Consider the following 12,331-nt stretch of genomic DNA (forward strand, 5'->3'; position numbering starts at 1 on the left):
GGGGGTCTCAGGGGCGGTAGATCCACGGGTGCCGGGGCAGGCGCGAGGGGTCGAACTCCGCCAGCATCTCGTCGACGGTCGAGGCTCGCCAGCCCAGCGACGAGCTGATCTGGCGCACCGCCCGGGTCACGCCGATCTCGGCGAGCGTCACCGCGCCGTCGCGTTTGGCCAGCCGCGCACCGTCGGCGTTGAGCACCAGCGCGACGTGCGCGTACATCGGTTCGGCGTACCCCATCAGCCGCGCCAGGTAGGCCTGGCGCGGCGACGACGGCAACAGATCGTCGCCGCGCACCACCTGGTCGACGGCTTGGGCGGCGTCGTCGACGACGACGGCCAGGTTGTAGGCCGGCACGCCGTCGCCGCGGCGCACCACGAAATCGTCGACGATGCCGGTGTGGTCACCGTGCAGCACGTCGTGAACGGTGTAGGTGATCGCATCGGTGCGCAGCCGCAGCGCGGGCGGGCGGCCCGTCTCGGTCCGGCGCTCGGCCCGCTGGTCATCGCTCAACGAGCGGCAGGTGCCCGGGTAAGCTCCCTGCGGCGCGTGCGGGGCGCGGGGCGCCTGCGCGATATCCCTTCTGCTGCAATAACATTCGTACAGCAACCCGCGGTGGGCCAGCCCCGCGATGGCAGCGTCGTAGCGCTGCGGGTGCGAGGTCTGCCACTCGGGCTCCGAGTCCCAGGTCAATCCGATAGCGGCCAGATCGTCGAGCTGGCGGCGGCCGATGTCGGCGTTGGTCCGGTCGTCGAGGTCGTCGACGCGGATCAGGAAGCGGCGACCCGTGGACCGGGCGAACAGCCACGCCAACACCGCGGTGCGCAGGTTGCCGATGTGCAGATCGGCCGACGGGCTCGGGGCGAACCTGCCGGCGCTCATCCCCGCAATCTAGCCAGGGCCGTCGCCACCTGAGACCGTCGGGCGGCTACACCGGCTGCAGGCTCACCGGATGCTGGGCCTGCAGGACGTTGGGATCGTTGCAGGCGCCGGGTTTCGACGTCAGGCTGACGGTGCCCGCCAGCGTCGCCGCGTCGAAAGCGTAGGACACATCGCCAGCGCCGGTGCTGCCGTCCGGGCAGATCCAGCCGTTGGGCACGTCGTGCCGGTCTACCGTCCACGGCCCACCGGGAGTCTTCACGATCGCGGCGGTGAGCCCGGTGGACGTCGTCAGGGTGCCCCCGCACTTGCCCTCGGGATTGCACTGGGTGGTGATCGCCCACCTGTTGACCGTCGGGCCGTTGACGAACGTGTATTCGCCTTCCAGTGGCGGGTCGGCCCATGCCTGGCCCGCCGTTCCGACGGCGATGCCGGCGAACGCGACGGCGACGGCCACCACGCGCGTGGTCCTCATGTGACTCCTCACCTCCACCGACCCGGATCTGTAGTCACGAAGCATCACACGTATCTGCCGCCGAGGCCGCGAAACCAGTGAATCGTCCCAGCCCGGGCACGATGTCGCTGAGCCGGAAGGACACCGGCTCTTCGAGCTGGGCGTAGGTGCACGAGTGTGGATCACGATCGGGGCGCCAGCGGTTGAACTGCGCCGTGTGGCGGAACCGTTCGCCCTCCATGTGGTCGTAGCGGACCTCGACGACGAGTTCTGGCCGCAACGGCACAAACGAAAGATCCTTGCCCGCGTTCCAGCGCGAGCCCTCGTTGCGCCGCGGGGTGCGCTCGCCGGTCATGTGGGCGGCCCAGTTCCACGGATGCTCGTCGAAAGTCGTTACCAGCTTCTGTAATTCGGAGAACAGCTCGCGGCGTCTGGCCATCGGGAACGCGCCGATGACCCCCACCGAGGCGAGCGTGCCGTCGTCCTTGTACAGCCCGAGCAGCAGCGAGCCGATCGCGTCGTCACCTGACTTGTGCAGCCGGTAGCCGGCGACCACGCAGTCCGCGGTGCGGTGGTGCTTGATCTTGAACATCACCCGCTTATCCGGCTGATACGTCAGCGACAGCGGCTTGGCGAGCACGCCGTCCAGGCCCGCGCCCTCGAACTCGTCGAACCAGCGACGTGCGGTGGCGATGTCCGTCGTCGCGGGAGTGAGGTGGATCGACGGACCGGACCGGGCCAACGCCTCCACCAGCGCGGCGCGCCGCTCGACGAACGGCAGGCCGGTGTAGTCGTCGTCGCCGAGGGCAAGCAGGTCGAACGCGATGAACGACGCGGGCGTCTGCTCGGCGAGCATGCGCACCCGTGAGTCGGCCGGATGGATGCGCTGCTGCAACGCTTCGAAGTCCAGGCCGTGTTCGGTGGCGATCACGATCTCGCCGTCGACGACGCAGCGCTGGGGCATCTCCGCGCGCACCGCCTCGACGAGTTCGGGGAAGTACCGCGTCAGTGGGCGTTCATTGCGGCTGCCCAGTTCGACCTGGTCGCCGTCGCGGAAGCAGATCGACCGGAAGCCGTCCCACTTCGGCTCATAGGAGAGCGCGGAGGGATCCACGGGTATGACAGCGACCGACTTGGCCAGCATCGGCGACACCGGGGGCATCACGGGCAGGTGCACGAGCCCATTCTCGCGTCACATCTTCTCTCCCGGCAGCCGGGCCGCCTGCTCGAACCACGACCTGAGTCGGCTCTCGTCGAGTTCGTCGTCCTCATGGATGTCGAGGTAGCGGACCTCCTCGTGCTTGGACGCCTTCGGCGGCACGGGGTCCAGCGATGTCCCTTTGAAGAACTGCAGCTGCACGTAATTCGTGTAGCAGCGAAACGACACCACCCAGGACTTGTCGTCATGGCCGTAGAACGGCTGGTTCCACTTCACGGCCTTCTGCACTTCCGGGATGGCCTCGACGATGAGGGCGTCGAGGCGTCGGCCGACGGTGCGTTTCCAGCCGGGCATCGCCGCGATGTAGTCCTGTACGGGACCGTCGCCTGCGCCCTTGGGGATCTGCGGGTTGCCGCCCGAAAGCAGTTTCGGCCGGCTCATCCGGCCGTCCACCTGAACCCGTCGGGATCGGTGAAGGTGCCGAGCGGCCCGTTGATGGTGATCCCGTGCGAAGCCGCGCCGTCCGGCGAGACGTCAACGGTCTTGGCGAGTGCGCGGCGGCCGTACAGCGCCAACGTGATGGGGCCGCTGTCGAACTGCACGTACCTGCGGCCGAAGCTCTTCGCCACCGCGAGGCCGCGCTCGACGTAGAACTTCCTGCTCTCGGCCACATCGTCGACGCCCAGTTGGAGAACGAAGTCGTCGATCCGGCCGGTGTCTGGGCCGCGGTTCCTCTTCGAGGACGACGCCACCGTCCAGATCGTGCCGTCGGGGCCGCAGATCGCGCCGCCGTAGCCCCACAGGCTCTTCCGCGGCCGCTTCAACTCGGCGGCGCCTGCCTCCAGCGCCGCCCCGACGAACGCGTCGACGGTGGCGGGTTGGGGCACCACCAGCGACAGCGTGAACCCGCGGAAGCCGCTCGCAGGGGTCTCCGGGGCACGGGTCTTGACCGGCAGATCCCGACCGAACGCCGCCTTGTGGAAGGCGTCGGTGGCGACAGGGTCGGACGCTTCGAGCGTGACGGACTCGATGCTTGTCATGATTTTCTCCTTTCGTAGCGCTGTAATATTGAGAGTACTACTCTCAATATAAGAGTAGTAGTCTCAATGTGTGGTGACCTCGGAGCGGGGCGGTCGTGCGGTCGACGGACGGGGACAGGCCAGGACCCGCCTGGCCCGCGCGGCGGTGATCAGCGCGGCGCGGGCGTTGTTCGTCGAGCAGGGTTACGGCGCCGCGACGGTCGAGGCCATCAGCAACCGGTCCGATGTGCCGCCGGCCACGGTGTACCGGCTCTTCGGCTCCAAGCTCGGGATTCTCAAGGCCATCCTCGACGTGTCCATCGGCGGCGACGACGAGCCGGTGGCGATGCCAGACCGTACGCAGGTCCGCCAGCACCTCGCCGATCCCGATCCGCAGACGCAACTGGCGGGCTTCGTCGCCGTCACCTCCGAGGTGAACTCGAGGACTGCCGCGATGTATCGCGTACTCGTCGGCGCGGCGAGTTCGGACCGCGGCGCCGCCGGTCTGCTCGAGGAGATCAACCGCCAGCGGCACGCGGGTCAGGGGCAGGTGGTGCGCGCGCTGGCTCGCGCCGGCGCAGTGCGGCATGGCCTTGCCGAGCGCGACGCCGCCGACATCGTCTTCGCGCTGATGTCCCCGGAGGTCTACCGACTGCTGGTGCTCGATCGCGGCTGGCCGCCACGACGGTACGAGCGCTGGCTGACCGAGACCATCGCCGCTTCTCTCCTCGCGCGGGATGAGTGAGCCCGCCTGTCGCGTCGATGACATCGCCGGGTGTCGGCGGTCTGTTGTGTCATGGACGCCACAATGGACACCGTGGACCTCCCCGTGCTGCCGCCGCTCGAGCCGATGCTGGCCAAGGCCCAGGCCAAGGTGCCGACCGACACCGGCGTCTGGTCGTACGAGCCCAAGTGGGACGGCTTTCGCGCCCTGATGTTCCGCGACGGTGACAAGGTGGTGCTGCAGTCGCGCAACGGCAAGGACCTCGGCCGCTACTTTCCGGAACTGCTCGACGCGCTGCGCGACGAGGTGCGCGTGCGCTGTGTTCTCGACGGCGAGATCGTGGTGCCGCGTGAGATCGACGGCCGCACCCGGTTGGACTGGGAGTCGCTCTCGCAGCGTGTGCACCCGGCCGCCAGCCGGATCAAGATGCTCGCCGAGCAGACGCCTGCCCACTTCATCGGCTTCGACGCGCTGGCCACCGCCGACGCGTCTCTGCTCAAGGAGCCGTTCCGCGTCCGTCGGCGGGCGCTCACCGATGCGATCACGGCCAAGCGGTGGTGCCACGTCACCGGCACCACCGAGGACCCCGAGGTCGGTGCCAAGTGGCTCGAGGAGTTCGAGGGTGCGGGTCTGGACGGCGTGATCGCCAAGCGGCTCGACGGTGCGTACCTGCCGGGCAAGCGGGAGATGGTCAAGGTCAAGCACGCCCGCGACGCCGACTGCGTGGCAATCGGCTACCGCATACACAAGAACGGCGAGGGCATCGGATCGATCCTGCTCGGACTGTACCGCGACGACGGCGAGCTGCAGATGGTCGGTGGCGCGGCGTCATTCACCGCCAGGGACCGCGTCAACCTGCTCGCTGAACTCGAACCGCTGCGGGAGGGCGACGATGTGCGCGAGGGTGACCCCAGCCGGTGGAATTCGGCGGCCGACAAGCGGTGGATACCGATCCGTCCCGAGCGGGTGTGCGAGGTCGCCTACGACCAGATGGAGGGGAACACCGTGCACGGCGGGAGATTTCGGCACGCGGTGAAGTTTCGCCGGTGGCGGCCCGACCGCGACGCCCGTAGCTGCACCTTCGACCAGCTCGACGTGCCGCTGAACTACGACCTCAACGACGTCCTGGAGTCCTGAGATGGCCGGAAAGAGCAGCACCGCAGAGGAAATCGACGTCGACGGCGTCAAGGTGCGGCTGACCAACCGCGACAAGGTCTACTTCCCGAAACTTGGAGCCGGCGGCACCAAGGGAACGCTCTTCGACTACTACCTGTCGGTCGCCGCACCGATGGTGGCGCTGTTGCGCGACCGGCCCGTCCACCTGCAGCGCTTCCCCGACGGCATCGACGGCGAGGAGATCTACCAGAAGCGGGTGCCGCAGAAGCATCCCGATTACCTTCAGACCTGCGAGGTGACGTTTCCGTCCGGTCGCACCGCCGATGCGCTGAAGGTCACCCATCCGTCGGCGCTCGCCTGGGCCGCGCAGATGGGCACGGTCACGCTGCATCCGTGGCAGGTGCGCTGTCCGGACACCGAACATCCCGACGAGCTGCGTATCGACCTCGACCCCCAGCCCGGAACGGATTTCGCCGACGCCGGCGCGGTCGCCGTCGACGTGCTCAAGCCGCTACTCGACGAACTCGGAATGGTCGGTTACCCCAAGACCTCCGGCGGCCGCGGCGTGCACGTGTTCGTGCGCATCAGGCCCGAATGGGACTTCATCGCCGTGCGCCGCGCAGGCATCGCGCTGGCCCGCGAGGTGGAACGCCGCGCGCCCGACGCGGTGACCACGGAGTGGTGGAAGGAAGAGAGGGGAGCACGGGTCTTTCTGGACTACAACCAGAATGCCCGCGACCGGACGTTCGCGTCGGCCTACTCGGTGCGCAAGACCCCGATCGCCACGGTGTCCACGCCGCTGACCTGGGACGAACTCCGCGACGCCGACCCCGACGACTACACGATGGCCACGGTGCCGGACCTGGTGGGCGGCCGTGACGACCCGTGGGCCGACATCGACAGCAACGCCCAATCGCTGCAACCGCTTCTCGACATGGTGCGCGCCGAAGAGGACCGCGGACTCGGTGACCTACCCTATCCGCCCAGTTATCCGAAGATGCCGGGCGAACCGCCCCGCGTTCAGCCGAGCAAGAAGGTGGCCGCCAATTGGGACGACGAGGGAAATCCGGTCAAGGCGTGACTGACGGATCGGTATCGCGCCACGCCCCCGGAAACGCTGCGCGACTGGGCGAGCAGAGGGTTACCTAGTCGCATGCGTGTTTCGTCGACTGTACGCAAGTGGTCCGCCGGGCTCGCGCTGTTAGCGATGGTCGCCGGCGCCGTCGGGGTGGCAGCGGTGATGATCTTCGGCAGCATGAACTCGCCGCAGACGCCTCAGGCGGCGACACCGCGTACCACGCTGGCGGCGCCGACGCCACAGATGCCGACGCCGGTGGAGTTCAACGTCAACGTGGTGGTGACCGACACCCAGTGCCCGCCCGGCGCACCGGCCTGCGCCTACAAATACACGATCGAGCCGAAATACATTGGGCTGCATCCATTGCCGGAGACGCCGTTCACCGTCTTCTACGAAGTGGTCGGCGGCATCGCTCCGCAGCGTGGTGAGTTCACCGTGATGAGGGATCAGGCCCAGATCCTCAAGGACGTCGTCCTCGAGGGACCCCCCGGGGCACGGTTGACGGCGAATGTGCTGGAGGTCAAGGACGCTCCGGTCCCGCCGCCCCCGCCGGGAGCGCCGCCGCCCGCAGCGCCCCCCGGTCCCTGAGCTGAGATCAGTTGCCGGGCACCACGCCGCGCGCCTGGGGAAGGGTCAGGTCGGTGTAGGTGGCGATGCCCGGCGCCGCCGCCACCACCGCCGGAATCGCATGGATCGGCGGCATCGCGGTCATGATGTGGCCGAGCACGAAGAAGTCCTCGATGGTCTTGGCGTTCTCGATCATGTCCTGCGGCGGCATGAAGCCGACCGCCATGTTGACCGTAGGCCGTCCGTCGATGGTGATCTTCCAGCCGTCGCCCTCGATCTGCCAATCAGGCTCGAGGGTCTGGCCCTTCTTCCAGCGGACGTTGATGTCGATGACGGTTCTGCCGGCCACTATCCCCTGCCAGCTGGCGTAGACGCCCGCAACGTGGCCGGCCGGGATGGTCCAGGAGGCCATCCCCAAATCCTCTGTGGTCTGGGCGTATTCGGAGACACACTGGATCTCGTCGAGCTCGACGCCCAGCGCGTCGGCGACCAACCGGACCGCCTCGGCGAACACCGCGGTGCCGTTCTCGGCCATCGGTGGCAGGGCGGGGTCGTCGATGGCGGTGCCGAAACCGGTGGGCCGCTCGGTGTCGGGGGAGTCGTAGAGCGTGGTGTCGGCGGACTCGGCGATGGTGATCTTGTCGACGCGGTCGCACGCCGTCGCCGCTACGATCGCGAGCAGCTCGGCGAAACCCGGGCTGACGCCGGAGCCGAACAGCGTCGAACCGCCTCGGCGACAGGCGTCTCCGAGTCGGTCGCGGCCGTCGCGCAGGTTGTGCCCGGTGATGAAGGACGCCGACGCGACGACGTTCACCCCGGCCTCGAGGATTCGGACGAGCTCGTCGACGTCGATCCACATCGGGTTGTAGACCACGGCATCGGGCTTGAGTGCCAGCAGGGCGTCGACGTCGTTGGTGGCCGTCACGCCGAGCGGTTCGATGCCGGCCAGCTCGCCGGCATCCTTGCCGACCTTGTCCTGCGACCACGCGAACACGCCGACGAGTTCGTAGTTCGGGTTCTTGGCGATCGCCTCCACCGAACTCTTGCCGACATTGCCGGTGGTCCACTGGACGACGCGATAGGGGATGTTGGGCACGCGCACAGCTTAGGGTGGACGGCTGGGCGGGCGTGGCGTTTTTGCCGACTGGCGAAAATTCATCGAGGCCCGGCTTAGGGTGGCGGGGATGACGCGTCCGACCAGGGGCCGCCCGGCGCGGATCAGCCGCGAGCAGATCGTCGCTGCGGCCCGCGGCCTCGCGAGCAGGGACCTGACCATGCAGGCGGTCGCTGACGCCCTCGGCGTCAGCCGCAAGGCCCTGCATTACTACGTCGGCGACCGCGAGGGACTGCTCACACTCGTCGTGCTGGACCGCTTCGAACGCGAACTCGACAGTGTGAAACTGCCCTCGGACGGCGATTGGCCGGCCGCGTTGCGGGCCTATGCGGTCGCGTTCCGCGACGGTCTGGTCCAGGTCGGCGTCCGGACCGGCACCGCGACCGACTTCACCCGGTTGCGCGGGATCGGCGCGGCGGCCGCGTTGGCGCTCGCCGATCGGGTCCTCGACGCGCTGCTGTCTGCGGGCTTCGATCCCGACACCGCCCGCCACGGGCTCACCGCGGCGTCCAACATCGCGCAGTCGGCCGCTCAGAGCGTGGCAGCGCAGACGGCGAGCGGGGTGCACCGGCACCGCGCGCAGACCTGGGAGGCCTTGCAGCACGAACCAGACGACACCTACCCGGCGCTGCGCCAGGTGCTCGTGTCGGCCGAGGCCGAGGCCGGCGACGCCGAGCGACAGTTCGAGTTCGAACTCGAGCTCTTGATCGCCGGCCTGGAGCGCTCGGTCTAGAGCGTCGCCTTGCCCGTCCGCTCGAGGCCGTTGACGTCGATCCACGTCAGGTCGATGACGTCGCCGGGGTAGTGCCGATCCAGCACGTAGGTCAGCTCGGTGGCCGAATTCAGCGGGGTGCCGTCGATCACGGTGAGGACATCGCCGTCGACCAGGCCGGCCCGTTCGGCTGGCCCGCCGCGGAGCACCTCGGCGATGAGCACCCCTGGGCCGCGCTGCGCCGAGCGCACGCCGACGCCCAGCAGCACCGGCGGCCCGATGTGGACCTCCGCCGACGGCGCCCGCGACCGGATCTGGTTGGCGATGACGATCGCGTCGTTGATCGGGATCGCGAAGCCCTCGCCGCCGGGACCGAACTGGAAGGTCACCGACGCCGCGGTGGTGACGCCGACGACCTGGCCGAGGCTGTTGACCACCGGTCCGCCGGAGTCCCCGGCGACCACAGGGGCGGCGAACTCGATCAGCCCGGTCAGCTCCTCGGTGCTGCCGGTCAGGGCGTCTTCGGCCTGCACGGTGCGGCCGAACGCGGTGACGGTGCCGGTCTCGCGAGTCAGCGGCCCGCCGCTGCCGTTGGCATTGCCGAGCGCGACGACGGGCTCGCCGGCTGCCAGCTGCGCCGAGTCGCCGATCGGTGCGGTCGGCAGCCCGGCAGCACCGAGCAGTTGCAGCACCGCGATGTCGCGCCTGCGGTTGTAGCCGACCAGTTCGGCGGGATACGAACGGCCGCCGACCGTCGCGGTGATCCGGTCGGCGCCGGAGACGACGTGGAAGTTGGTCAGCACCTGGCCGCCGGGGTCGATGACGAACCCGGTGCCGTTTCCGAAGGCCCCCTGATAGTCGATTTCGGTGTCAATCTGCACCACTGCCGGTTCGACCGGCGCGGCGGCGGAGATCGGATCACCCGGAGCGGCGATGGCCACCGGGGTGACCAGTGCGAAGAGTGCGGTCAGCGCGATCACCAGGGTGGTGACCGAGCGGCGCACGGGTAAATTTCCCATGCGCCCATATTGCCTGAAGTTGTGGGCGTTAATCTTCGACGGCCACACCACCGCGCAACCGCCTGCGACGGCGCCGCGCGGGCTCGGTCTTCCCCGACGGTCGGCGGTTGCGCAGTTTGCCGTCGGCGTCGTCGTCTTCACCAGCCCTTTCAGGCTCGGCCGCTGGCTCCTCGTCCGTCGTTTCGGTCTCGGCGGCGCCGGACTCGGGCGCCTCAGCGGTCACTGTTTCGTCTTCGGTTTCGTCTTCGGTCGACTTCTCGGCGGCCTCATCCTCGGCAGCGGTGTCTTCGGCTTCTTGAGCGTCTTCGGCGTCGGCTTCCGGTTCCTGGGCGTCCTCGGCGTCGGCGGCGTCCCTGCGGCCCCGGCGGCGCTGTTTGGGCTGCTTGACCTTCAACGGTTTAGGCGGTGGCGGCGGCATCTCGGCCACCCAGGCCAGGTGGAAGGCGAAAATGCCGAGCAGCGCGATCGCCGCGGCGGCGCCGTAGATACCGAACAGCCAGCGGCCGGCGTCATCGAGGGAAAGCCAGATCTCGCTGATAGCGGCTCCGATGATCAGCACACCGGCCAGCACGTGCAGCACGATCGAGACGGTCCGCAGGGTCAGCGCCAGCTGTGGCGTGCCGAACTCCGGCCTGCGGGTGCGCATCAGCGTGAACACCACCGGCAGTGCGGCCAACCCGATCAGCGCGCCGACCACGATGCGCAGCACGGTGCCCAGCGTGTGGGCGGTATCACCCATCAGCTCGGGCCAGCGGGGCAGGACGAAGAAGAAGTACAGGACACCGGCGGCGGCGCAGAACGACGCGTGCCAGATCACCGCGACAGTGCGGCTCATAGCCCTCCTTGATGTTTTTGGCCGGGGTGCGACCGGGCCGACGGCCAGCGTGTCGCACCCCGGGCCGAGTGCGGAGGATGCGGGATTTGAACCCGCGAGGGCTATTAACCCAACCCGCGTTCCAGGCGAGCGCCATAGGCCACTAGGCGAATCCTCCGCGGGCCATGGTAACCGACCTGGCCGGTGCACCCGTCCAGTCGGCCGCAGGAGTGGTACTAGACTCACCGTGGACCCCGCGCGGCGTCCATCCTGTGAACTCCCCCAGGGCCGGAAGGCAGCAAGGGTCAATGGGCTCTGGCGGGTGCGCGGGGTCCCCTCTTTTTCTCGCTCCGGATCGAAAGATCCCCTCGTCGGAAAGGTGTACGTGTGTCGTTTCTGTCGCTCGGCCGAGATGAACTCTCCGCACAGCACGAGCAGCAGCAGCGCAATTACGCCGAACTGCAGGCCAAGGGGCTCAAGCTCGACCTGACCCGCGGTAAGCCGGCGCCCGCACAGCTGGACCTGTCCAACCGGCTGCTCGAGCTGCCCGGCAGCGCTGACTACCGGGACGGCGACGGCACCGACGTGCGCAACTACGGCGGCGTCCACGGCTTGCCCGAGCTGCGCGCCATTTTCGGCGAGCTGCTGGGCATCCCGGTGCAGAACCTGATCGCGGGCAACAACGCGAGCCTGGAACTGATGCACGACGTCGTGGTGTTCGCGATGCTGCACGGCACCGCCGACTCGCCGCGGCCATGGATAGCGGAGCGCACCGAATCCGGACTCAAATTCCTGTGCCCCGCGCCCGGTTACGATCGCCACTTCGCGATCACCGAGAGCCTGGGCATCGAGATGATCACCGTGCCGATGCGCGAGGACGGTCCGGACGTCGACCTGATCGAGGAGCTCGTCGCCGCCGACCCCGCGATCAAGGGCATGTGGTGCGTGCCGGTGTACTCCAACCCCACCGGCATCACCTACTCCTGGGAGGCGGTCCGCCGGCTCGTTCAGATGCGCACCGCCGCACCGGATTTCCGATTGATGTGGGACAACGCCTACGCGGTGCACACGCTGACCCACGACTTCGTCCGCAACATCGACGTCCTTGGTCTCGCCGAGGCGGCGGGCAACGCGAACCGGCCGCTGGTGTTCGCCTCGACGTCGAAGATCACGTTCGCCGGCGCCGGCGTGAGCTTCCTTGGCGGATCGCTGGGCAACATCGCCTGGTACCTGCAGCACGCGGGCAAGAAGTCGATCGGCCCGGACAAGCTGAACCAGTTACGCCACCTGCGCTTCTTCGGCGACGCCGACGGGGTCCGCCTGCAGATGCAGCGCCATCAACAGCTGTTGGCGCCGAAGTTCGGCGCGGTGCTGGAGATCCTCGAAGAGCGGCTCGGCGAGTCGAAGATCGCATCGTGGACCGAGCCCAAGGGCGGCTATTTCATCAGCCTCGACGTGCTGCCGGGCACGGCCAAGCGCACCGTCGCGCTGGCCAAGGACGCCGGTATCGCGGTGACCGAGGCGGGCGCGACGTTTCCGTATCGAAAAGACCCGGAGGACAGAAACATTCGCATCGCGCCGACATTCCCGGCCGAGCCCGAGCTGCGCGCTGCGATCGACGGCCTGGCCACCTGCGCCCTGCTGTCGGCCACCGAGTCGCTCCTCAAGAGCTGATGGACCG

Annotated in this window: 14 protein-coding genes, 1 tRNA gene and 1 other RNA gene; 7 read left to right on the forward strand and 9 right to left on the reverse strand. The window is 68.5% G+C overall.

What is annotated here, in order from left to right:
* Positions 1–7: 7 nt before the first annotated feature.
* Genes gluQRS through K3G64_RS10635 form a run of 5 tightly spaced genes read right to left on the reverse strand, consistent with a single transcriptional unit; the run spans position 8 to position 3,527 of the window.
* Complete coding sequence (gluQRS, locus tag K3G64_RS10615) at positions 8–877, reverse strand: tRNA glutamyl-Q(34) synthetase GluQRS (RefSeq protein ID WP_238949717.1); 870 nt, start codon at positions 875–877, stop codon at positions 8–10.
* A gap of 46 nt (positions 878–923) precedes the next feature.
* Positions 924–1,349, reverse strand: coding sequence for a hypothetical protein (locus tag K3G64_RS10620; RefSeq protein WP_238949719.1), 426 nt, complete (start codon positions 1,347–1,349; stop codon positions 924–926).
* 34 nt (positions 1,350–1,383) lie between these two features.
* Positions 1,384–2,505: an ATP-dependent DNA ligase gene (locus K3G64_RS10625; RefSeq protein WP_238949722.1), complete on the reverse strand. Its 1,122-nt coding sequence runs from the start codon at positions 2,503–2,505 to the stop codon at positions 1,384–1,386.
* A 15-nt stretch (positions 2,506–2,520) separates the two neighbouring features.
* Positions 2,521–2,928: a DUF1801 domain-containing protein gene (locus K3G64_RS10630; RefSeq protein ID WP_238949724.1), complete on the reverse strand. Its 408-nt coding sequence runs from the start codon at positions 2,926–2,928 to the stop codon at positions 2,521–2,523.
* Complete coding sequence (locus K3G64_RS10635; protein WP_238949725.1) at positions 2,925–3,527, reverse strand: glyoxalase; 603 nt, start codon at positions 3,525–3,527, stop codon at positions 2,925–2,927. Before K3G64_RS10635 ends, K3G64_RS10630 begins: the two co-directional genes overlap by 4 nt.
* Before the next feature lie 70 nt (positions 3,528–3,597).
* On the opposite strand from K3G64_RS10635, the gene K3G64_RS10640 reads away from it, so the two are divergent.
* The 4 genes from K3G64_RS10640 (at position 3,598) to K3G64_RS10655 (ending at position 7,012) form a co-directional block, all read left to right on the forward strand.
* The gene (locus K3G64_RS10640) at positions 3,598–4,251 is read left to right on the forward strand and encodes a TetR/AcrR family transcriptional regulator (protein WP_238949728.1); all 654 of its coding nucleotides are present in this window, start codon (positions 3,598–3,600) and stop codon (positions 4,249–4,251) included.
* Positions 4,252–4,314: 63 nt separating this feature from the next.
* The gene (locus K3G64_RS10645; RefSeq protein ID WP_238950591.1) at positions 4,315–5,367 is read left to right on the forward strand and encodes an ATP-dependent DNA ligase; all 1,053 of its coding nucleotides are present in this window, start codon (positions 4,315–4,317) and stop codon (positions 5,365–5,367) included.
* A gap of 1 nt (position 5,368) precedes the next feature.
* Entirely contained in the window at positions 5,369–6,427 is a 1,059-nt protein-coding gene (ligD, locus tag K3G64_RS10650; protein ID WP_238949730.1) for a non-homologous end-joining DNA ligase, read from the forward strand.
* 72 nt (positions 6,428–6,499) lie between these two features.
* Complete coding sequence (locus K3G64_RS10655) at positions 6,500–7,012, forward strand: hypothetical protein (RefSeq protein ID WP_238949731.1); 513 nt, start codon at positions 6,500–6,502, stop codon at positions 7,010–7,012.
* A 7-nt stretch (positions 7,013–7,019) separates the two neighbouring features.
* Here the strand turns inward: K3G64_RS10655 and K3G64_RS10660 are convergent, their stop codons facing one another.
* A complete protein-coding gene (locus K3G64_RS10660; RefSeq protein WP_238949732.1) occupies positions 7,020–8,087 on the reverse strand; it encodes an NAD(P)H-dependent amine dehydrogenase family protein in 1,068 nt (355 codons plus the stop codon).
* Positions 8,088–8,175: 88 nt separating this feature from the next.
* Here K3G64_RS10660 and K3G64_RS10665 point away from each other — a divergent pair, with 88 nt between their 5' ends.
* Positions 8,176–8,838 (forward strand): TetR/AcrR family transcriptional regulator, encoded by a 663-nt coding sequence (locus K3G64_RS10665; RefSeq protein WP_238949733.1) that lies wholly within the window; start codon positions 8,176–8,178, stop codon positions 8,836–8,838.
* On the opposite strand, the gene K3G64_RS10670 is transcribed toward K3G64_RS10665, so the two are convergent.
* From K3G64_RS10670 to K3G64_RS10680, 3 genes are all read right to left on the reverse strand, one after another.
* Complete coding sequence (locus tag K3G64_RS10670; protein WP_238949734.1) at positions 8,835–9,836, reverse strand: S1C family serine protease; 1,002 nt, start codon at positions 9,834–9,836, stop codon at positions 8,835–8,837. The two genes, K3G64_RS10665 and K3G64_RS10670, sit on opposite strands and share 4 nt — an antisense overlap.
* A 28-nt stretch (positions 9,837–9,864) precedes the next feature.
* On the reverse strand, positions 9,865–10,671 hold the full coding sequence (locus K3G64_RS10675; RefSeq protein WP_238949735.1) for a hypothetical protein: 807 nt from the start codon (positions 10,669–10,671) through the stop codon (positions 9,865–9,867).
* A gap of 71 nt (positions 10,672–10,742) precedes the next feature.
* Positions 10,743–10,828: transfer RNA gene (locus K3G64_RS10680), tRNA-Ser, on the reverse strand.
* Positions 10,829–10,896: 68 nt separating this feature from the next.
* Here K3G64_RS10680 and ffs point away from each other — a divergent pair.
* Both ffs and K3G64_RS10690 read left to right on the forward strand, forming a co-directional pair.
* Positions 10,897–10,991: signal recognition particle sRNA small type (gene ffs / locus K3G64_RS10685), an RNA gene on the forward strand.
* 46 nt (positions 10,992–11,037) lie between these two features.
* Positions 11,038–12,324, forward strand: a complete 1,287-nt coding sequence (locus tag K3G64_RS10690) for an aminotransferase class I/II-fold pyridoxal phosphate-dependent enzyme (protein ID WP_238949736.1) — start codon at positions 11,038–11,040, stop codon at positions 12,322–12,324.
* Positions 12,325–12,331: the final 7 nt, after the last annotated feature.

This window comes from Mycobacterium sp. IDR2000157661 (assembly GCF_022317005.1).
Lineage (GTDB): Bacteria > Actinomycetota > Actinomycetes > Mycobacteriales > Mycobacteriaceae > Mycobacterium.